Here is an 18,844-nt window from a genome sequence, read left to right as displayed (position 1 = left end):
GAAAAGGCGCAGACATCTGCGCCTTTTTTATGGAAGTGAAACTATGAAAATACTGCAAATTGCCGTCGGGATTATTCGCAACCCGCAAAACCAAATCTTCATCACCCAGCGCGCTGCCGACGCCCATATGGCGAACAAGTGGGAGTTTCCTGGTGGGAAAATCGAATCAGGAGAAACGCCGGAAGAGGCGCTGGTGCGTGAGCTGCAGGAAGAGGTGGGGATTACCCCGCTTGGCGCCACGCTGTTTGATAAGCTGGAATACCAGTTTCCCGACAGGCACATCACGCTGTGGTTCTGGCTGGTGGAAAGCTGGGAAGGTGACCCATGGGGAAAAGAAGGACAGCCGGGTAACTGGGTGGAACTTCAGGCCAGTGATGCCGATAAATTCCCGCCAGCCAATGAGCCTGTGATCCGCCGCTTAGCGGCAAATATGTAGGCCTGCCGGACGAAGCGCCAGCAGGCTTTGAACGTTACTGCTGGCTTTCGCTCCAGTCATCGCTATCCGAGAGGTCCCCTTCGCTCGGAATACGTTTCTCTTCCGCCGCCCATTCGCCCAGGTCAATGAGCTGACAGCGCTTGCAGCAGAATGGGCGAAATGGACTCACTTCGCCCCAGACAACGGTTTTGCCACAGGTTGGGCAGTTTACGGTGGTGACGTCAGACATTGGCACTCCTTAACAACAGGCCAGTTCAAAATCGAGGCGTTCCGGCACGGTGCCATTTTCACTGTCCAGCGGCATAAAGCGGATCGCGAAACGGCTTTTATGCCCGGAAATTTGTGGATAAAGCTGCTCGCCAAGAGACAGATTTAGACGCAGAAGATCGGCGTCGTCGCCGTTGTCCTGATAAAAACCGTTGAGACTGGTTTGCTTGCGGAATGGGGCAGAGTTACGCACAAGATCGAGGATCAGCGATAACGTCTGATTCATCGGCTCCAGGCTGCCCAGCCAGCTGTTTACCTGACGATCGCGCTGTTCCTGCGGCATATGCAGCCACATATGCAGCGTTGGCAGGTCAAAGCTACAGCAACCGCCCGGTATGCTCAGGCGCTGGCGCACCAGCGCAATCAAACGGTCTTCTCGTAAATATTGCCCAACGCGCGGCGCTGCCATCAGCGTTGTGCTGCTGTTTTTCAATTGCTGACGTAAGGCGTCAATCCGGCTTTGATCCACGCCCGGCACTTCGGCCCAGGCCTGTAATTTACGCTGCTGGCGCTCCAGCTCTTTCAACAGCTCCGTACGGACATCGCCACGCTCAATCACATCCAGCAGATCGCCTACGTTGCGAAAGAAGTGCAACGCCGTGGCATGATCGTTAACAGGAAGATGTTGTGAAAGCTGTTGGATAAGAAATTCAATGCGCAGCCAGGTACGCATTTTTTCATTAAGCGGGTGCTCAAAAAGAATGTGAGTGGACATTATGGTTTTTCCTGTGCAACGGCCTGCGCGGCGAACGTCAGATACTGCGCGTGCAGACGGGCAACATCCGATGCAATGGCATCTGGTGCGCCGTTATTATCAATAACATCATCCGCAACGGCAAGGCGCTGAGCGCGCGTGGCCTGAGCGGCAAGAATTTGTTCAGCATGTTCACGCGAGACGTGATCGCGCGTCATGGTTCGCTGGATTTGCGTTTCGGGTGTGACATCAATCACCAGTACCCGATTGGCTTTCTTATACAGCTGATTTTCCACCAGGAGCGGAACCACCCACAGGACATAGGGCGAGCGGGCTGCGGCTATCTGACGCTGAGTTTCCTGGTGGATAATGGGGTGGAGCAGGGCATTAAGCCAGGCTTTTTCCGCAGAATCAGAAAAAATATATTCGCGAAGCTGACGGCGGTTCAGCGTGCCGTCGGCATTGATGATTGCCTGACCGAAATGGTCTGCGATGGCCTTTAGCGCGGGTGTATCGGGCTCTACCACCTGACGGGCAATAATATCGGCATCAATAATCGCGATGCCGAGACGAGAAAACGCGTCCGCAACGGTACTTTTGCCACTACCGATGCCGCCGGTTACTGCGACGATATACCCCATTAAATCAAATCCTGGGAATTATTCATTATGAAAATCAGTTGCTTAAAAAACAAACGTGCGACAGTAATTGTTTGATTCTCTTTACCCGCTTTTTACCAGGTAAATTTATAGGATTGTAGCGTAAAAAAAGAGAATTTCGCAGTCTTGCGGAGCAGGTATTAGTGCGTATGATAGCGTCACTGGAGTTGTGCTTTTAACATATTTGCCTCTAACCCCAGGAATCCGCACATGCGTATCGAAGAAGATCTGAAGTTAGGTTTCAAAGACGTTCTTATCCGCCCTAAACGCTCTACACTGAAAAGTCGCTCAGACGTTGAACTCGAACGTCAATTCACCTTTAAACACTCCGGTCAGACCTGGTCTGGCGTGCCAATCATTGCTGCCAACATGGATACGGTCGGTACCTTTGAGATGGCAACGGCGCTGGCTCAGTTCGATATTCTTACTGCAGTCCACAAGCACTACACTCCTGAAGAGTGGAACGCGTTTGTTGCGTCCGCCTCTGCTGATGTGGTGAAGCACGTGATGGTCTCCACGGGTACCTCCGATGCAGATTTCGAAAAGACCAAACAGATCCTGAATGCCAACCCAGCGCTTAGCTTCGTTTGTATTGATGTGGCGAACGGTTACTCCGAGCACTTCGTACAGTTCGTCAGCAAGGCGCGCGAAGCCTGGCCGAACAAAACTATCATCGCGGGCAACGTGGTGACCGGTGAAATGTGTGAAGAGCTGATCCTTTCCGGTGCCGACATCGTGAAAGTGGGCATTGGCCCGGGCTCCGTATGCACCACGCGCGTTAAGACCGGAGTTGGTTATCCGCAGCTTTCCGCGGTCATTGAATGTGCCGATGCGGCGCACGGCCTGGGCGGCCAGATTATCAGCGACGGCGGTTGCACCATGCCGGGCGATGTCGCAAAGGCCTTTGGCGGCGGCGCGGACTTCGTGATGCTCGGCGGTATGCTGGCAGGTCACGAAGAGAGCGGCGGCACCGTAGTGGAAGAGAACGGCGAGAAATTCATGCTGTTCTACGGTATGAGCTCTGAGTCCGCGATGACCCGTCACGTCGGTGGCGTGGCTAAATACCGTGCGGCAGAAGGCAAAACCGTGAAGCTGCCACTGCGCGGTCCGGTTGAAAACACCGCGCGCGATATTCTCGGTGGCCTGCGCTCAGCCTGCACCTACGTAGGTGCATCCCGCCTGAAAGAGCTGACGAAACGCACGACGTTTATTCGTGTTCAGGAGCAGGAAAACCGCGTTTTCAATAGCCTGTAATGGCTTTCGCTGGCGCATGCCCGTGCGCCAGCGCTGTTGCACTACCCCGCGCTCATCGCATCTCCCAGATGGAAAATCGGCAGATACATTGCCACTACCAGCGTGCCGATGATGACTCCAGTAACAACCAGCAGCAGCGGCTCCAGAAGCGCCGCCAGGTTGTCTGCCCGTTGAAAGGTCTGTTCCGTGTGATGGCGGGCAAGGTTTGCCAGCATGACGTCCAGCGAACCTGACATCTCGCCGGTTCGTAAGAGCTGGATGCAGAGCGGGGTAAACATCGCCGCTTTCTGGAAGGAAGACCAGACGGGGAGACCTTTTTCGATGTCCTCCCTTATGCTGCTGAGTATCCCTTGCCAGTACCGGCTTTCAGCGGTCTCTTCTGCGCTCTCAAGACCCTGTAAGAAGGCAATGCCCGCCTGCTGCGTAAGTGACAGCACGGTGAAGATCTGCCCCAGCTTTTGCCCTTTCGCCAGCGCTCCCATTACGGGAAAACTCAGCAGAATACGCTGCCAGCGAGGATGGTGACGCAGAGCCCAGGCAGCGGTTACGGGAACAAGTAGCATCGCGAACAGCACGAGGGCATATGACTGCATAAACGCGGCTATCCCCATCACTATTCGCGTCAGTGCCGGAAGCGGGGTGTTAAACGTTTTGTAAATCGCGGCAAACTCGGGCAAAACCAGGGTGACCATTGCCAGCACGACGAGCACCGCCAGCGTCAGGACGATCGCCGGGTAGCGCAGCGCTTTTTTCACTTTCGCGTTGAGTTGCTGCTGCGCTTTTTGCTGCTCTGCAAGCTCCCGGCAGCACGCTTCAAGCTTCCCTGTTAGCTCTCCGGTTTTCACCATTGAGATATGCAGTGGGCTAAAGACTGCTGGCCACCGTTTAAGCGCCTCAGAAAAAGGACGCCCTTCGCTGAGTTCATCGGCAACGCTTTGCAGTAGCCCCCGCCACGGTTCTACTGGATGCTGGTCTGCCAGCATTTGCAGACTATGTGCGAGCGTCAGGCCGGCCTGCAGAAGCGTTGCGAGCTGACGAAACATCTCGTAGCAGTGATGTGGACGCCAGCGGTGTCTTTGAGCGCATCGGGTCAGGGCCAGAGGATGGAGGTCGTTACGCATCAGCCTGGTGAAGGCCGCGCTGCGGTCTGTGGCCCAGAGAACCCCGCTTCGGGGTTCTCCTTCAGCGGAGATTGCTCGCCAGCGCCAGAGTTGATTAGCGGCCATCGGGCATTCCCAGAACACGCACTAACTCTTCAAGCGTGGTGAGCCCTTGCTCGACGGCCATGCAGCCGTGTTCAAACAGCGAGATGAGTCCCGCCTGCCGTGCACTGGCTTCTATCACCTCAATGCCTGCCCCGCTGGCAATCGCCTGGCGCAGGGGATTATCGATCGCAAGCGCTTCAAAAATGGCCACGCGGCCGTAAAAACCGTGATAACAACGATCGCAGCCTGCGGGCTGCCAGCGAGGAAGTTGCCGCGTCCAGGCCGAGCGCGGTAAGTCCGTATGCTCCCCTGTTTTCTGTCGGCAGTGCGGGCAAAGGCGTCGAACCAGCCGCTGGGCAATCACCATCGAGAGCGCGGAAGAGATCATCCAGCGTGCAATGCCCATCTGCTCCAGACGAATGAGGGTTTCCATCGTCGAGTTGGTGTGCAGCGTCGACAGCACCAGGTGTCCGGTCTGTGCGGCTTTGATGGCAATTTCTGCCGTTTCACCATCGCGAATTTCCCCGACCATAATGATGTCCGGATCCTGACGGAGCAGCGCCCTCAGTACGCTCTGGAATGTTAAGCCCGCGCGGGGGTTAATCTGAGTCTGATTTAACCCTACAAGCGGGATCTCAATGGGATCCTCCACGCTGCAGATGTTGACGTCAGGGGTGTTACGCGCCTGCAGCGCGCTGTAGAGCGTTACGGTTTTGCCGCTGCCCGTCGGGCCGGTGACCAGAATTAGCCCCTGAGGCTGGTGGAGTACCTCATTAAAACAGGCCAGCTGTTTAGCGCTCATGCCAAGCGCGTTCGGTTCCAGCGCTTGCTGAACCTGGTGCAGCAGGCGCAGCACAATTTTTTCCCCGCCGCTGCAGGGAAGCGTGGAGATACGAAACGAGACCGGCTCGTTTGTCAGCTCGATCGTAAACTGACCGTCCTGCGGTAAGCGGCGTTCTGCAATATCCAGATTACCCAGCACTTTTAACCGGGCGCTGAGCATCGTCGTCAGCGCGGCGGAAAGGGGAGGTTGCGGGTAAAGTACCCCGTCGATACGCAAGCGGATCTGGCACGCGTGCTCCATCGGTTCGATATGGATGTCAGACGCGCGCTGGTTTATTGCCTGCTGCAGCGTGTGGTTTAGGATATCTACCGCGGAGTGGGGTTGTGAAACGACAGGCAGATGCGATTGCGCGGTTAACTGCCGGTGCTTTTCCATGCGTTCAGCGCTCCAGCATTCGATATCAATCCGCTTTTGGGTCGCGAAGCGCAGGGCCTCCATCAGTTCAGGCGCGGGGTTTCCCACGACGGCGATGCTAATCATGTCGCTGTCGCTGGTGAGCAGCAGCGCATGGTGGCGAAGACAAAGTGCCACGAGTTGATCGGTGTTCATTATCCGCTCCTCAGTGTGTGTCGAAGCGGAAGACGTCTTCGCAGGCCTGCTTAAGCGCGCTGTCAGCACTGATGTTGCAGTCACGCGTCCAGCCCGTCATACCGTTGCCGTTGTTCCACTGTGGCGTCATGGTTACCGTCAGCCCGTTCAGGCTTTCCTGGCCCGTTAAGGCCACGACCCCTTTCGCCACGCTCATTCCTGAAACGTAACGCGTCGTGGCAGGAGAGGGTATACCGTTACTGCCGGCATCGCAGCTTTCCACGCCGCCGCGATCGAGCGCGCAAAGCTCAATGGCGGTACGGTAAGGCACGAAAGTTTGCAGCATATCGGTGAGGGCTGCTTTACGCAGGTAGTTCTGATAGGCGGGAACGCCGATGGCGCTCAGAATCGCGATAATGCCAATGACCACCATCAGCTCAATGAGCGTGAATCCTTGTTGTCTGTCCATATCTGCTCCTTATGCAAAGTGGCGCTACTTTGTCAGCGGGACAGGGCAGAAACGAGGGGCAAATAAGGGAACGGGAAAGAGGCTTCAGAGAATTCATTCCGTGTTGCAGGAAGAGACAATGGATTTGCGAGCAGAGCTGAAATTCCCCTCTCCGGGCAGAGAGGGGAGCGCGCGTTATTTGAAGCGCATTGAGAGGTCGAGGGCGCGAACGTGCTTGGTCAGCGCGCCGACGGAGATGTAATCCACGCCGGTTTCAGCGAACTCACGGATCGTGTCGAAAGTGACGTTTCCGGAGACTTCAAGCTGGGCCCGGCCGTTGGTCAGTTTCACCGCCTCGCGCATCTGCTCCGTTTCGAAGTTATCGAGCATGATGATATCGGCCCCGGCCTTAATCGCCTGCTCCAGCTCTTCCAGACTTTCAACTTCCACCTCAACCGGCACATCCGGGTGCAGCCAGAAGGCTTTCTCCACCGCCTGACGCACGGAGCCAGAAGCAATTATGTGGTTCTCTTTAATCAGGAAGGCATCGGATAAACCGAGACGATGGTTTGCGCCGCCGCCGCACAGTACCGCATACTTCAGGGCGGTGCGCAGGCCCGGCAGCGTTTTACGGGTATCCAGCAGCTGGGTTCGGGTGCCGGCCAGCAGGTCAACGTAGCGGCGAACTTCACTGGCGACGCCAGAGAGCGTTTGGACAAAATTGAGCGCGGTACGCTCGCCGGTCAGCAATACGCGGGATGGCCCGTCCAGCTCGAACAGTGGCTGATTGGCGGTCACCGCATCACCATCATCAACGTGCCATGTCACCTGCACATCGTCGCCCGCCAGCTGAGTAAAGACCTCTTCAACCCAACGCTTGCCGCAAAAAACGCCCTCCTCACGGGTGATAATGACCGCGTGCGAGCGTGTCTCTTTTGGCAACAATTGTGCGGTAATGTCTTTATCGGCGTTAACGTCACCCCCCAGGTCTTCTTTCAACGCATGGGCGACGCTTGCCGGAATATCCATATTAATACGTTCCAGAAGCGCTTCACGTCGGTGGTCGGGGTTGTAGCGGCGAGGCGGCATGATAAAACTCCAAATTGGTAACGAATCATAATATTGAAACATGCTACTCTGAACCGAGTCATTGCACCATACAGAAGGAGTTCCAGCATGTTGTTAGAAAACGGATGGCTGGTGGATGCGCGGCATGTGCCCTCGCCGCACCACGACTGCCGCCCGGAGGATGAAAAGCCCACACTGCTGGTGGTTCATAATATTAGCCTCCCGCCGGGTGAGTTTGGCGGCCCGTGGATCGATGCGTTATTCACGGGAACGATAGATCCCAATGCCCATCCTTTCTTCGCTGAGATTGCGCATTTGCGCGTGTCGGCTCACTGCCTGATTCGCCGTGATGGTGAGGTGGTTCAGTATGTTCCTTTTGATAAGCGTGCCTGGCATGCCGGTGTGTCGATGTATCACGGGCGCGAACGGTGCAACGATTTCTCAATAGGGATCGAGCTGGAAGGCACGGACACGACCCCCTACACCGATGCTCAGTATCAGCAGCTGGTTGCTATTACCCACACGCTTATCGGACTCTACCCGGCAATCGCCGACAATATTACCGGGCACAGCGATATCGCTCCGGCGAGAAAAACCGATCCGGGCCCGGCATTTGACTGGTCACGGTTTCGCGCCATGCTTGCCGCGTCGTCAGAATAAGGAGATACCATGACGTTGTTTACCATGCTGCTGGTTATCATCGCTGAACGCCTGTTCAAGCTCGGCGAACACTGGCAACTGGATCACCGGCTGGAAGTGTTATTCCGCCGCATCAAGCACTTTTCCATGCTGCGCACGCTGCTGATGATGGCGGGCGTGATGGCGATTACCTTCCTGCTTCTGCGCTCGCTGTACGGACTGTTTTTCAACGTGCCGCTGCTGGTGGTGTGGATCCTGCTCGGCGTGCTGTGTATTGGTGCGGGCAAGGTGCGCTTGCACTATCATGCCTACCTGAAAGCCGCCTCCCGTGACGATGCCCACGCGCGCGGCGCGATGGCGAGCGAGCTGACGATGATCCACGGCGTGCCGCCGGACTGCGACGAGCGCGAGTTCCTGCGCGAGCTGCAAAACGCGCTGCTGTGGATTAACTTCCGCTACTACCTGGCACCGCTGTTCTGGTTTGTGGTGGGCGGCCCGTGGGGGCCGGTCCTGCTGATGGGCTATGCGTTTCTGCGCGCCTGGCAGACCTGGCTTGCCCGTTATCTGACGCCGCATGAGCGTTTGCTGTCCGGAATTGATGCCATCCTGCACGTGCTCGACTGGCTTCCGGTGCGTCTGGTGGGCGTGGTGTACGCGTTAATTGGCCACGGTGAAAAAGCGCTGCCCGCATGGTTCGCTTCTCTTGGCGACCGCCATACGTCCCAGTACCAGGTGTTAACGCGCCTGGCGCAGTTCTCACTGGCGCGCGAGCCGCATACCGACAAGATTGAAACGCCAAAAGCCGCCGTTTCAATGGCGAAGAAAACGTCGTTTGCGGTGGTCGTTATTGTGGCGCTGCTGACCATTTACGGCACGCTGGTGTAACCCAGCGCGCCGCAAACGCTACAGCGTATCCGCAGGCGGGATGCCGAAATCAGGCATCCCGTTTTCGTCCCAGCGGACAAGCTTCAGGCGGGTATGACGGTTCGGATCGTACAGCGGATCGCCCTCAATTTCGGTGTAATTACGCGCGTGATACACCAGTACATCTTCCCCTTCCGGCGTTTGCGTAAAGCTGTTGTGTCCTGGCCCGTACTGGCGGTTCTCAAAGCTGGTGACGAAAACCGGGCGAGGGGATTTGTGCCAGTTTGCCGGGTTTTGCGGATCGGCGTTCATATCTATCCACAGTAATCCCATGCAGTAGTTCTCATCGGTGGCGCTGGCAGAGTAGCTGATAAACAGCTTATCGTCATGGAACAGCACCGCAGGGCCTTCGTTGACCCAGAAACCGCGGCATTCCCAGTCGTATTCCGGTTTGCTGAGCATCACCGGCTCGCCTTTCAGCGTCCACGGGTTCGCCATTTCGCACAGATAAAGATTGGAGTTGCCGGTGATATTCGGCGCTTTCTGCGCCCATAAATACCAGCGTTTCCCCTGATGAACAAAGGTGGTGGCGTCCAGGGCGAAGGTGTCGAACTGCGTTTTTATCTGACCTTTTTCCGTCCACGTACCGGTGAGCGGATCGCCGTCAGCACATTCAATGGCGAACATGCGGTGCTGGAACATACCGAGCGCGTCGAGCGCCTGGGTGTGCGTCGCGGCAAAATAGATGTACCACTTGCCGTCGACGTGGTGCAGTTCGGGCGCCCAGATTAGCTGGCTCATCGGGCCGGTGTCGGGTTTGCGCCAGACTACCACCTCTTCAGCGTCGCGTAGCCCTTCCAGCGAGTCTGCGCGGCGGATCGCCAGCCTGTCGTACTGCGGCACGGAGGCAATAAAATAGTACTGCCCCTCATGGCGTAAAATGTACGGGTCGGCGCGTTGTTCGATAAACGGATTTGGCCAGGTTTGCATTCGGCTTTCCTTATTTAGTCTCAGCGGCTTTAAGTTCCTGATAGTCGTTCAGCTCGCGGTAGTTGGTGCGGCGCTTCTCCAGATCGGCCTGGATCTGCTTCATGGTTTCGCGATCCACCTTCAGCAGACGTACCACGCCCGCGGTAATTAAGTATCCAATGCCGGGAATAACGGTAAAGAGCAGCACGATCCCGTTAATGGCGTCCGCGCTCTGTGCTTTCGCGCCCGCGTCATAACCGTACCAGGAGAGCAGGAAGCCGACCATCGCCCCGGCAATCGCAAGGCCCAGCTTCAGGAAGAAGATGTTGCCGGAGAAGCTGATCCCGGTGATGCGTTTCCCGGTCTTCCACTCGCCGTAGTCGTCCACGTCGGCCATCAGCGACCAGTGCAGCGGAGACGGGATCTGGTGCAGGATGTTCAGCAGGACGTAGAGCACCACGATGGTGACGGTGGCTTTCGGGTCGAAGAAATAGAAGGCGCAGGAGAATACCGCCAGCACGATGTTGGTCCAGAAGAAGACCTTCAGCTTGCACCAGCGGTCAGTCAGCACTTTTGCCAGCACGCTGCCGAGCATCATGCCGACAACGCCCAGGCTGATAAACAGGGTGGCGAAGTGGGTGCTCTGACCCATCACCCAGGTGACGTAATACATGGTCGCCGCCATGCGGATAAAGCCCGGGCAGACGTTGCACAGCGTCAGCAGCAGAATGCGTACCCACTGGTCGTTCTTCCACACGTCTTTCAGGTCATTTTTCAGCTCGTCGTTGGTCTGTACCGCCGGGCGTACGCGCTCGCGCACGGTGGCGAAGCAGAACAGGAACATACAGGTACCTGTCAGCGCCAGGACGGTCATTGCCATCTGGTAGCCCTTGGCTTTGTTATCCCCGCCAAACCAGTCGGCCATCGGCAGCAGCGTTAATGAGAGCAGCAGCGTGGCGATGCCGACCAGCACGAAGCGATACGACTGGCAGGCCACGCGCTCTTTTGGATCGTTGGTGATTACCCCACCTAACGAGCAGTAGGGGATGTTGATGGCGGTATAGGTGAGCGACAGCAGGAAGTAGGTGACAAACGCATAGATAACTTTGCTGTTATAGCTCCACTCCGGGGTGGTGAACATCAGAATGCTGAACAGCGCGTAGGGGAAGGCAATCCACAGCAGCCATGGACGAAACCGGCCATATTTACTGCGGGTACGGTCGGCAATCGCCCCCATGATCGGGTCCGTTACGGCGTCAATCACGCGGACGGAAAGCAGCAGTACGCCGACCAGCGCAGGCGCCAGGCCAAAAATATCCGTGTAGAAATAGTTAACAAACAACATGATGGCGCCGAAGATAATGTTGCATCCCGCGTCGCCCATCCCATAGCCGATCTTTTCTTTTACTGACAGTTTGTTGTTATCCATCGACAGCTCTCCGGTTTACGGTATGGAGAGAATTATTTGCTGGCAAAGGAATATATGCGTTGCAGTATCAGGGCGGTGATATGGATAAATGCGCTATGGGCGTGAAAGTGTGAGGGAGGTAACAACGCGCGGCACCCGCAAAAGCAAGGTGCCGCGGTGGGAGGCTTAGTGCGCCTTCATGGCATTACGGCTTTTCTGGCTGAAGAGATAGCCAACGCCAAGGATCGCAATCCAGACCGGGATCAGGTAGACGGAAATCGCCATACCCGGCGTGATCAGCATGATCACCAGCACGGCCGCCATAAACAGCAGGCAGATCCAGTTACCCAGCGGATACAGCAGGGCAGGGAAGCGCGTAGTGACGCCCTGCTGCTGCTTCGCGCGGCGGAACTTCATGTGCGCCAGGCTGATCATTGCCCAGTTGATGACCAGCGCAGAGACCACCAGCGCCATCAGCAGGCCAAACGCCGATTCCGGTGCCATATAGTTAATCAGCACGCACAGCGCGGTCACGATGGCTGAAACAATGATGGTATTGACCGGCACGCCGCGTTTATCAACGTTGAGCAGCATCTTAGGCGCGTTGCCCTGCTGGGCAAGGCCGAACAGCATGCGGCTGTTGCAGTATACGCAGCTGTTGTAAACGGAGAGCGCTGCAGTCAGCACCACGATGTTAAGGGCGTTTGCGACAAAGGTGTCGCCCAGCTCGTGGAAGATGAGAACAAACGGGCTGGTGTCAGCGGTCACGCGCGTCCACGGCAACAGGGAGAGCAGCACGGCCAGCGAGCCCACATAGAAGATCAGGATGCGGTAGATAACCTGGTTAGTGGCTTTCGGGATGCTCTGCTCCGGATTGTCGGCTTCTGCGGCGGTGATGCCCACCAGCTCCAGGCCGCCGAAGGAGAACATAATGATCGCCATCATCATCACCAGACCGGTCATGCCATGAGGCAGGAAGCCGCCCTGTTCCCAGAGGTTACGCACGGTAGCCTGCGGGCCGCCGTTGCCGCTGAACAGCAGCCAGCCGCCAAAGATGATCATCGCCACAACGGCAATCACTTTGATGATGGCAAACCAGAACTCCATCTCGCCGAACACTTTCACGTTGGTCAGGTTAATGGCGTTGATAATCACGAAGAATGCCGCTGCGGAGGCCCAGGTGGGGATCTCGGGGTACCAGAACTGAATGTACTTCCCGACGGCGGTCAGTTCTGCCATTGCAACCAGAACGTACAGCACCCAGTAGTTCCAGCCGGAGGCAAAACCCGCGAAGCTACCCCAGTATTTATAGGCAAAATGGCTGAATGAGCCTGCTACCGGCTCTTCAACGACCATTTCTCCCAACTGGCGCATAATCAGAAAGGCAATAAAACCGGCTATCGCGTAACCCAAAATAATGCCGGGACCGGCTGACTGGATAACGGATGCGCTGCCCAGAAACAGGCCGGTACCAATCGCACCGCCCAGTGCGATGAGCTGTATATGGCGGTTTTTAAGCCCGCGCTTTAGCTGATCGCCGTGCTGTTGAGCTTCCATTTGAAACCTCGTGTGTGGTTGTTATGTTCACGCTGAGCGTGTGTAATTATGAAAGTCCATATTCTGTATTTATTTCTTTACGGTTAAACAAACCGAAAAAAGCGGTGATGACTTCCGTACGCGCCAGAATAGTGGTAAGCGCCTGCGAATGCACCTGCTTTATGAAGGGATGCTGACGACTTGAATAAAAAGAAAGCATTTGTAAATCGGCCCGCTTATTCTTCCTAACCCAACCTATAGAATAGAAATGCTTATTAAGTGGACGAATTTTCATTATTTGCCTTGTTGAATCGCTTCAGATTGCAAAAACCCTCGTTTCATTATGGTTAAAACTCCCTCTTTGGGAGTAATCAACTCATTTGTGCAAAGTTACATTTCTGAAACGTTATTTCTGTAAGGTTGTTAAAATGTGCAGGGTTTACTGATTTCAATCAAAACCAATATGGACAGAAGGTGAATACTTTGTTACTTTAGCGATACGAACCAGAAATTGGTAAGACCAATTGACTCCGGGCAAAAAGGCGTAAGACAGGGAATATGGCCTACAGCAAAATTCGCCAACCAAAACTATCTGATGTGATTGAGCAGCAGCTGGAGTTTTTAATCCTCGAAGGGACTCTGCGCCCGGGTGAGAAACTTCCGCCAGAACGCGAGCTGGCAAAACAGTTCGACGTTTCACGCCCCTCTCTGCGTGAGGCGATTCAACGCCTCGAAGCAAAGGGCTTGCTGCTTCGTCGCCAGGGCGGCGGAACCTTTGTGCAAAACAGCCTGTGGCAGAGCTTCAGCGATCCGCTGGTAGAACTTCTCTCTGACCACCCAGAATCCCAGTTTGATCTGCTTGAGACCCGTCACGCGCTGGAAGGTATTGCGGCCTATTACGCCGCCCTTCGCAGCACTGATGAAGATCGCGTGCGTATCCGCGAACTGCATCAGGCCATTGAACGGGCACAGCAGTCCGGCGATTTAGACGCCGAGTCCAGCGCCGTCGTCCAGTATCAAATCGCCGTCACCGAAGCGGCACACAACGTGGTGCTCCTCCATCTGCTACGCTGCATGGAGCCGATGCTGGCCCAGAACGTTCGTCAGAATTTTGAATTGTTGTATGCCCGTCGGGAGATGCTCCCACTGGTAAGCAACCATCGCACCCGAATATTCGAGGCGATAATGGCCGGGGAGCCGGAGCAGGCGCGCGAAGCGTCGCACCGTCACCTGGCTTTCATTGAGGAAATCTTGCTGGACCGCAGCCGTGAACAATCGCGTCGCGAACGTTCATTACGCCGCATACAGCAACGAAAGGATTAAGCGCCAGGTACTTTTAGAGCGCGGCAACTAAACGCAGAACCTGTCTTATTGTGTTTTCTGACGAAAATACAATGGGACAGGTTCCAGACAAATCAACGTATTAGATAGATAAGGAATACCCCCATGTCAGAACGTCTCCAAAATGACGTGGATCCGATCGAAACTCGCGACTGGCTACAGGCGATCGAATCGGTCATCCGTGAAGAAGGTGTTGAGCGCGCTCAGTATCTGATTGATCAGCTGCTTTCTGAAGCCCGCAAAGGCGGCGTGAAGGTTGCTTCAGGTGCAGGGGCTAGCAACTACGTAAACACGATTGCCGTTGAAGACGAACCGGAATACCCGGGCAATCTGGATCTGGAACGTCGTATCCGTTCTGCAATCCGCTGGAACGCCATCATGACCGTTCTGCGCGCATCCAAGAAAGACCTGGAACTGGGTGGCCACATGGCGTCCTTCCAGTCTTCTGCAACCGTTTACGAAGTGTGCTTCAACCACTTCTTCCGTGCAGCGAACGAGAAAGACGGCGGCGATCTGGTGTACTTCCAGGGCCACATCTCTCCGGGCATCTATGCACGTGCATTCCTGGAAGGTCGTCTGACCGAAGAGCAGATGAACAACTTCCGTCAGGAAGTTCACGGTAAAGGTCTGTCTTCTTACCCGCACCCTAAACTGATGCCTGAATTCTGGCAGTTCCCAACCGTATCAATGGGTCTGGGCCCAATCGGTGCGATCTACCAGGCGAAATTCTTGAAGTATCTGGAACACCGTGGTCTGAAAGACACCTCCGAGCAGACCGTATACGCCTTCCTGGGCGACGGCGAAATGGATGAGCCAGAATCTAAAGGCGCGATCACCATCGCGACCCGTGAGAAGCTGGACAACCTGTGCTTCATCATCAACTGTAACCTGCAGCGTCTGGATGGTCCGGTAACCGGTAACGGCAAGATCATCAACGAACTGGAAGGCATCTTCGCAGGTGCTGGCTGGAACGTGATTAAAGTAATGTGGGGTTCCCGTTGGGACGAACTGCTGCGTAAAGATACCAGCGGTAAACTGATCCAGCTGATGAACGAAACCGTTGACGGCGACTACCAGACCTTCAAATCCAAAGACGGTGCCTACGTGCGTGAGCACTTCTTCGGCAAATATCCAGAAACCGCAGCCCTGGTTGCAGACTGGACTGATGAGCAGATCTGGGCGCTGAACCGCGGTGGTCACGATCCGAAGAAAATCTACGCTGCACTGAAAAAAGCGCGCGAAACCAAAGGTAAAGCGACTGTAATCCTGGCCCACACCATTAAAGGTTACGGCATGGGTGATACCGCAGAAGGTAAAAACATCGCTCACCAGGTTAAGAAAATGAACATGGACGGCGTGCGTTACATCCGCGACCGTTTCAACGTTCCAGTGACCGATGAGCAGGTAGAAAACCTGTCTTACATCACCTTCCCGGAAGGTTCAGAAGAGCACAAGTACCTGCATGAACGTCGTCAGGCGCTGAAAGGCTACCTGCCTGCTCGTCAGCCTAACTTCACCGAGAAGCTGGAACTGCCAGCGCTGGAAGACTTCTCTCAGCTGCTGGAAGAGCAGAACAAAGAGATCTCTACCACCATCGCTTTCGTTCGTGCCCTGAACGTGATGCTCAAGAACAAGTCGATCAAAGATCGTCTGGTTCCAATCATCGCCGACGAAGCGCGTACTTTCGGTATGGAAGGTCTGTTCCGTCAGATCGGTATCTACAGCCCGAACGGCCAGCAGTACACCCCGCAGGACCGTGAGCAGGTTGCTTACTACAAAGAAGACGAGAAAGGTCAGATCCTGCAGGAAGGTATCAACGAGCTGGGCGCAGGCGCATCCTGGCTGGCTGCTGCGACCTCTTACAGCACCAACAACCTGCCGATGATCCCGTTCTACATTTACTACTCCATGTTCGGGTTCCAGCGTATCGGTGACCTGTGCTGGCAGGCAGGCGACCAGCAGGCTCGCGGCTTCCTGATCGGTGGTACTTCCGGTCGTACGACCCTGAACGGTGAAGGTCTGCAGCACGAAGATGGCCACAGCCACATTCAGTCTCTGACTATCCCTAACTGTATCTCTTACGATCCGTCTTACGCGTACGAAGTGGCAGTCATCATGCATGACGGTCTGCAGCGCATGTACGGTGAAGCGCAAGAGAACATTTACTACTACATCACCACCCTGAACGAAAACTACCACATGCCGGCAATGCCAGCAGGTGCCGAGGAAGGTATCCGTAAAGGTATCTACAAACTCGAAACCATCGAAGGTAGCAAAGGTAAAGTTCAGCTGCTGGGCTCCGGCTCTATCCTGCGTCACGTGCGTGAAGCAGCGCAGATCCTGGCGAAAGACTACGGCGTGGGTTCCGACGTGTACTCTGTAACTTCCTTCACTGAACTGGCGCGTGATGGCCAGGATTGTGAGCGCTGGAACATGCTGCACCCAATGGAAACCCCACGCGTTCCGTACATCGCTCAGGTGATGAACGACGCGCCAGCGGTGGCATCTACTGACTACATGAAACTGTTCGCTGAGCAGGTTCGTACTTACGTTCCGGCTGATGATTATCGCGTACTGGGTACTGACGGCTTCGGTCGTTCTGACAGCCGCGAAAACCTGCGTCACCACTTCGAAGTTGATGCTTCTTACGTGGTTGTAGCAGCACTGGGCGAACTGGCTAAACGTGGCGAAATCGATAAGAAAGTGGTTGCGGACGCAATTACCAAATTCAACATCGATGCAGAAAAAGTTAACCCGCGTCTGGCGTAAGAGGTAAAAGAATAATGGCTATCGAAATCAATGTACCGGACATCGGGGCTGATGAAGTTGAAATCACCGAGATCCTGGTCAAAGTTGGCGACAAAGTTGAAGCTGAACAGTCGCTGATCACCGTAGAAGGCGACAAAGCCTCTATGGAAGTCCCGTCTCCTCAGGCTGGCATCGTTAAAGAGATCAAAGTCTCTGTTGGCGATAAAACCGAGACCGGCAAACTGATCATGATTTTCGATTCCGCCGACGGTGCAGCAGCTGCTGCACCTGCGCAGGAAGAGAAGAAAGCCGCTCCGGCCGCAGCTGCTCCAGCAGCTGCCGCGAGCGCGAAAGAAGTCAATGTGCCTGACATCGGCGGCGACGAAGTTGAAGTCACTGAAATCCTGGTGAAAGTGGGCGACACCGTTGCGGCCGAGCAGTCACTGATCACCGTAGAAGGCGACAAAGCCTCTATGGAAGTGCCAGCTCCGTTCGCCGGTACCGTTAAAGAGATCAAGATCAACACCGGTGATAAAGTGTCTACCGGCTCCCTGATTATGGTCTTCGAAGTGGCGGGTGCTGCACCTGCTGCCGCGCCTGCACAGGCTGCTGCTCCGGCTCCGGCGGCTGCACCAGCGGCTGCTGGCGGCGCGAAAGACGTTAACGTACCGGACATCGGCGGTGACGAAGTTGAAGTGACCGAAGTGATGGTAAAAGTGGGCGACAAAGTTGCCGCTGAACAGTCACTGATCACCGTTGAAGGCGACAAGGCTTCTATGGAAGTCCCTGCGCCGTTCGCCGGTACCGTTAAAGAGATCAAAATCAGCACCGGCGATAAAGTGTCTACCGGCTCTCTGATCATGGTCTTCGAAGTGGAAGGCGCTGCGCCTGCCGCAGCTCCAGCTGCCGCGGCTGCTCCAGCACCGGCTGCTGCACCGGCTCAGGCTGCTAAACCCGCTGCTGCTCCTGCTGCTAAAGCAGAAAAATCTGAGTTCGCTGAAAACGACGCGTACGTCCACGCTACCCCGCTGATTCGTCGCCTGGCGCGCGAGTTCGGCGTGAACCTGGCGAAAGTGAAAGGAACCGGCCGTAAGGGTCGTATCCTGCGCGAAGACGTGCAGACCTACGTGAAAGACGCGGTGAAACGCGCCGAAGCTGCACCAGCTGCAGCCGCTGGCGGCGGTATCCCGGGCATGCTGCCATGGCCGAAAGTGGACTTCAGCAAGTTCGGCGAAATCGAAGAAGTGGAGCTGGGCCGCATTCAGAAAATCTCTGGTGCGAACCTGAGCCGTAACTGGGTGATGATCCCGCACGTTACGCACTTCGACAAAACCGATATCACCGATCTGGAAGCGTTCCGTAAACAGCAGAACGCCGAAGCTGAGAAGCGCAAGCTGGACGTGAAATTCACCCCAGTGGTCTTCATCATGAAAGCCGTTGCCGCTGCCCTTGAGCAGATGCCACGCTTCAACAGCTCCCTGTCCGAAGACGGTCAGAAGCTGACGCTGAAGAAATACATCAACATCGGTGTTGCGGTTGATACGCCAAATGGTCTGGTTGTTCCGGTCTTCAAAGACGTGAACAAGAAGAGCATTACTGAGCTGTCCCGTGAACTGACCACCATCTCCAAAAAAGCGCGTGATGGTAAGCTGACTGCCGGCGAAATGCAGGGCGGCTGCTTCACTATCTCCAGCATCGGCGGCCTGGGTACCACCCACTTCGCGCCGATTGTTAACGCGCCGGAAGTGGCTATCCTCGGTGTGTCCAAGTCCGCGATGGAGCCGGTGTGGAACGGCAAAGAGTTCGTGCCGCGTCTGATGATGCCAATCTCTCTGTCCTTCGACCACCGCGTGATCGACGGTGCTGATGGTGCACGTTTCATCACCATCATCAACAACACCCTGAGCGACATTCGCCGCCTGGTGATGTAATCGAA

At 55.6% G+C, this 18,844-nt stretch carries 18 protein-coding genes; 7 read left to right on the top strand and 11 right to left on the bottom strand.

Going from position 1 to position 18,844, the window contains the following annotated elements; translation table 11 throughout:
• Positions 1–43: 43 nt before the first annotated feature.
• Positions 44–436 carry an 8-oxo-dGTP diphosphatase MutT gene (mutT, locus tag AB8818_RS13500; protein WP_116342516.1) on the top strand — a complete coding sequence of 131 codons (393 nt, stop codon included), beginning with the start codon at positions 44–46 and terminating at the stop codon, positions 434–436.
• A gap of 34 nt (positions 437–470) precedes the next feature.
• On the opposite strand, the gene yacG is transcribed toward mutT, so the two are convergent.
• The 3 genes from yacG to coaE are packed head-to-tail and all read right to left on the bottom strand — an operon-like array spanning position 471 to position 2,038.
• Entirely contained in the window at positions 471–665 is a 195-nt protein-coding gene (yacG, locus tag AB8818_RS13495) for a DNA gyrase inhibitor YacG (RefSeq protein WP_028015516.1), read from the bottom strand.
• 9 nt (positions 666–674) lie between these two features.
• A complete protein-coding gene (zapD, locus tag AB8818_RS13490) occupies positions 675–1,418 on the bottom strand; it encodes a cell division protein ZapD (RefSeq protein WP_028015517.1) in 744 nt (247 codons plus the stop codon).
• Entirely contained in the window at positions 1,418–2,038 is a 621-nt protein-coding gene (gene coaE / locus AB8818_RS13485) for a dephospho-CoA kinase (protein ID WP_116342518.1), read from the bottom strand. Before coaE ends, zapD begins: the two co-directional genes overlap by 1 nt.
• Positions 2,039–2,266: 228 nt before the next feature.
• On the opposite strand from coaE, the gene AB8818_RS13480 reads away from it, so the two are divergent.
• The gene (locus AB8818_RS13480) at positions 2,267–3,310 is read left to right on the top strand and encodes a GMP reductase (protein ID WP_166710124.1); all 1,044 of its coding nucleotides are present in this window, start codon (positions 2,267–2,269) and stop codon (positions 3,308–3,310) included.
• A 41-nt stretch (positions 3,311–3,351) separates the two neighbouring features.
• On the opposite strand, the gene hofC is transcribed toward AB8818_RS13480, so the two are convergent.
• The 4 genes from hofC to nadC all read right to left on the bottom strand — a co-directional run bounded on the left by hofC (position 3,352) and on the right by nadC (position 7,424).
• Entirely contained in the window at positions 3,352–4,536 is a 1,185-nt protein-coding gene (gene hofC / locus AB8818_RS13475) for a protein transport protein HofC (RefSeq protein ID WP_192982002.1), read from the bottom strand.
• Positions 4,526–5,908, bottom strand: coding sequence for a type II secretion system protein GspE (gene gspE / locus AB8818_RS13470; protein ID WP_116342524.1), 1,383 nt, complete (start codon positions 5,906–5,908; stop codon positions 4,526–4,528). The genes hofC and gspE overlap by 11 nt, the downstream gene beginning before the upstream one ends.
• Positions 5,909–5,918: 10 nt before the next feature.
• Positions 5,919–6,356 (bottom strand): prepilin peptidase-dependent pilin, encoded by a 438-nt coding sequence (gene ppdD / locus AB8818_RS13465; protein ID WP_163330323.1) that lies wholly within the window; start codon positions 6,354–6,356, stop codon positions 5,919–5,921.
• A gap of 174 nt (positions 6,357–6,530) precedes the next feature.
• Positions 6,531–7,424 carry a carboxylating nicotinate-nucleotide diphosphorylase gene (nadC, locus tag AB8818_RS13460; protein ID WP_028015523.1) on the bottom strand — a complete coding sequence of 298 codons (894 nt, stop codon included), beginning with the start codon at positions 7,422–7,424 and terminating at the stop codon, positions 6,531–6,533.
• Between the two features lie 87 nt (positions 7,425–7,511).
• On the opposite strand from nadC, the gene ampD reads away from it, so the two are divergent.
• Both ampD and ampE read left to right on the top strand, forming a co-directional pair.
• Positions 7,512–8,063 carry a 1,6-anhydro-N-acetylmuramyl-L-alanine amidase AmpD gene (gene ampD, locus AB8818_RS13455; RefSeq protein WP_116342530.1) on the top strand — a complete coding sequence of 184 codons (552 nt, stop codon included), beginning with the start codon at positions 7,512–7,514 and terminating at the stop codon, positions 8,061–8,063.
• Positions 8,064–8,072: 9 nt separating this feature from the next.
• Positions 8,073–8,927, top strand: a complete 855-nt coding sequence (gene ampE, locus AB8818_RS13450; RefSeq protein WP_116342532.1) for a beta-lactamase regulator AmpE — start codon at positions 8,073–8,075, stop codon at positions 8,925–8,927.
• An 18-nt stretch (positions 8,928–8,945) separates the two neighbouring features.
• Here the strand turns inward: ampE and AB8818_RS13445 are convergent, their stop codons facing one another.
• The 4 genes from AB8818_RS13445 to AB8818_RS13430 form a co-directional block, all read right to left on the bottom strand.
• Complete coding sequence (locus AB8818_RS13445; protein ID WP_192982006.1) at positions 8,946–9,896, bottom strand: family 43 glycosylhydrolase; 951 nt, start codon at positions 9,894–9,896, stop codon at positions 8,946–8,948.
• A 10-nt stretch (positions 9,897–9,906) separates the two neighbouring features.
• Positions 9,907–11,304 carry a glycoside-pentoside-hexuronide (GPH):cation symporter gene (locus tag AB8818_RS13440; RefSeq protein WP_192982009.1) on the bottom strand — a complete coding sequence of 466 codons (1,398 nt, stop codon included), beginning with the start codon at positions 11,302–11,304 and terminating at the stop codon, positions 9,907–9,909.
• A gap of 165 nt (positions 11,305–11,469) precedes the next feature.
• Positions 11,470–12,840, bottom strand: coding sequence for an aromatic amino acid transporter AroP (aroP, locus tag AB8818_RS13435; protein ID WP_028015528.1), 1,371 nt, complete (start codon positions 12,838–12,840; stop codon positions 11,470–11,472).
• A gap of 46 nt (positions 12,841–12,886) precedes the next feature.
• Positions 12,887–13,114: a hypothetical protein gene (locus tag AB8818_RS13430; protein WP_116342538.1), complete on the bottom strand. Its 228-nt coding sequence runs from the start codon at positions 13,112–13,114 to the stop codon at positions 12,887–12,889.
• Between the two features lie 263 nt (positions 13,115–13,377).
• Here AB8818_RS13430 and pdhR point away from each other — a divergent pair, with 263 nt between their 5' ends.
• The 3 genes from pdhR (at position 13,378) to aceF (ending at position 18,839) form a co-directional block, all read left to right on the top strand.
• The gene (gene pdhR, locus AB8818_RS13425; RefSeq protein WP_014882565.1) at positions 13,378–14,142 is read left to right on the top strand and encodes a pyruvate dehydrogenase complex transcriptional repressor PdhR; all 765 of its coding nucleotides are present in this window, start codon (positions 13,378–13,380) and stop codon (positions 14,140–14,142) included.
• A 123-nt stretch (positions 14,143–14,265) separates the two neighbouring features.
• Positions 14,266–16,929 (top strand): pyruvate dehydrogenase (acetyl-transferring), homodimeric type, encoded by a 2,664-nt coding sequence (aceE, locus tag AB8818_RS13420; RefSeq protein ID WP_028015529.1) that lies wholly within the window; start codon positions 14,266–14,268, stop codon positions 16,927–16,929.
• A 14-nt stretch (positions 16,930–16,943) separates the two neighbouring features.
• On the top strand, positions 16,944–18,839 hold the full coding sequence (aceF, locus tag AB8818_RS13415; protein ID WP_116342540.1) for a pyruvate dehydrogenase complex dihydrolipoyllysine-residue acetyltransferase: 1,896 nt from the start codon (positions 16,944–16,946) through the stop codon (positions 18,837–18,839).
• Positions 18,840–18,844: the final 5 nt, after the last annotated feature.

Source organism: Enterobacter sp. KB-280D8 (genome assembly GCF_041399405.1).
Taxonomy (GTDB): domain Bacteria; phylum Pseudomonadota; class Gammaproteobacteria; order Enterobacterales; family Enterobacteriaceae; genus Enterobacter; species Enterobacter cloacae_N.
The sequence above is the reverse complement of the archived record's forward strand: the minus strand, read 5'-3'. Positions and strand labels throughout refer to the sequence as shown.

What these genes read in the sequence shown, in the direction of transcription:
- AB8818_RS13430 (WP_116342538.1), bottom strand. Translation starts at nt 13,114, where the DNA reads ATGAAAATTCGTCCACTTAATAAGCATTTCTATTCTATAGGTTGGGTT.
- zapD (WP_028015517.1), bottom strand. Translation starts at nt 1,418, where the DNA reads ATGTCCACTCACATTCTTTTTGAGCACCCGCTTAATGAAAAAATGCGT.
- aceF (WP_116342540.1), top strand. Translation starts at nt 16,944, where the DNA reads ATGGCTATCGAAATCAATGTACCGGACATCGGGGCTGATGAAGTTGAA.
- ampE (WP_116342532.1), top strand. Translation starts at nt 8,073, where the DNA reads ATGACGTTGTTTACCATGCTGCTGGTTATCATCGCTGAACGCCTGTTC.
- ampD (WP_116342530.1), top strand. Translation starts at nt 7,512, where the DNA reads ATGTTGTTAGAAAACGGATGGCTGGTGGATGCGCGGCATGTGCCCTCG.
- AB8818_RS13440 (WP_192982009.1), bottom strand. Translation starts at nt 11,304, where the DNA reads ATGGATAACAACAAACTGTCAGTAAAAGAAAAGATCGGCTATGGGATG.
- AB8818_RS13445 (WP_192982006.1), bottom strand. Translation starts at nt 9,896, where the DNA reads ATGCAAACCTGGCCAAATCCGTTTATCGAACAACGCGCCGACCCGTAC.
- mutT (WP_116342516.1), top strand. Translation starts at nt 44, where the DNA reads ATGAAAATACTGCAAATTGCCGTCGGGATTATTCGCAACCCGCAAAAC.
- ppdD (WP_163330323.1), bottom strand. Translation starts at nt 6,356, where the DNA reads ATGGACAGACAACAAGGATTCACGCTCATTGAGCTGATGGTGGTCATT.
- coaE (WP_116342518.1), bottom strand. Translation starts at nt 2,038, where the DNA reads ATGGGGTATATCGTCGCAGTAACCGGCGGCATCGGTAGTGGCAAAAGT.
- AB8818_RS13480 (WP_166710124.1), top strand. Translation starts at nt 2,267, where the DNA reads ATGCGTATCGAAGAAGATCTGAAGTTAGGTTTCAAAGACGTTCTTATC.
- nadC (WP_028015523.1), bottom strand. Translation starts at nt 7,424, where the DNA reads ATGCCGCCTCGCCGCTACAACCCCGACCACCGACGTGAAGCGCTTCTG.
- yacG (WP_028015516.1), bottom strand. Translation starts at nt 665, where the DNA reads ATGTCTGACGTCACCACCGTAAACTGCCCAACCTGTGGCAAAACCGTT.
- aceE (WP_028015529.1), top strand. Translation starts at nt 14,266, where the DNA reads ATGTCAGAACGTCTCCAAAATGACGTGGATCCGATCGAAACTCGCGAC.
- gspE (WP_116342524.1), bottom strand. Translation starts at nt 5,908, where the DNA reads ATGAACACCGATCAACTCGTGGCACTTTGTCTTCGCCACCATGCGCTG.
- hofC (WP_192982002.1), bottom strand. Translation starts at nt 4,536, where the DNA reads ATGGCCGCTAATCAACTCTGGCGCTGGCGAGCAATCTCCGCTGAAGGA.
- aroP (WP_028015528.1), bottom strand. Translation starts at nt 12,840, where the DNA reads ATGGAAGCTCAACAGCACGGCGATCAGCTAAAGCGCGGGCTTAAAAAC.
- pdhR (WP_014882565.1), top strand. Translation starts at nt 13,378, where the DNA reads ATGGCCTACAGCAAAATTCGCCAACCAAAACTATCTGATGTGATTGAG.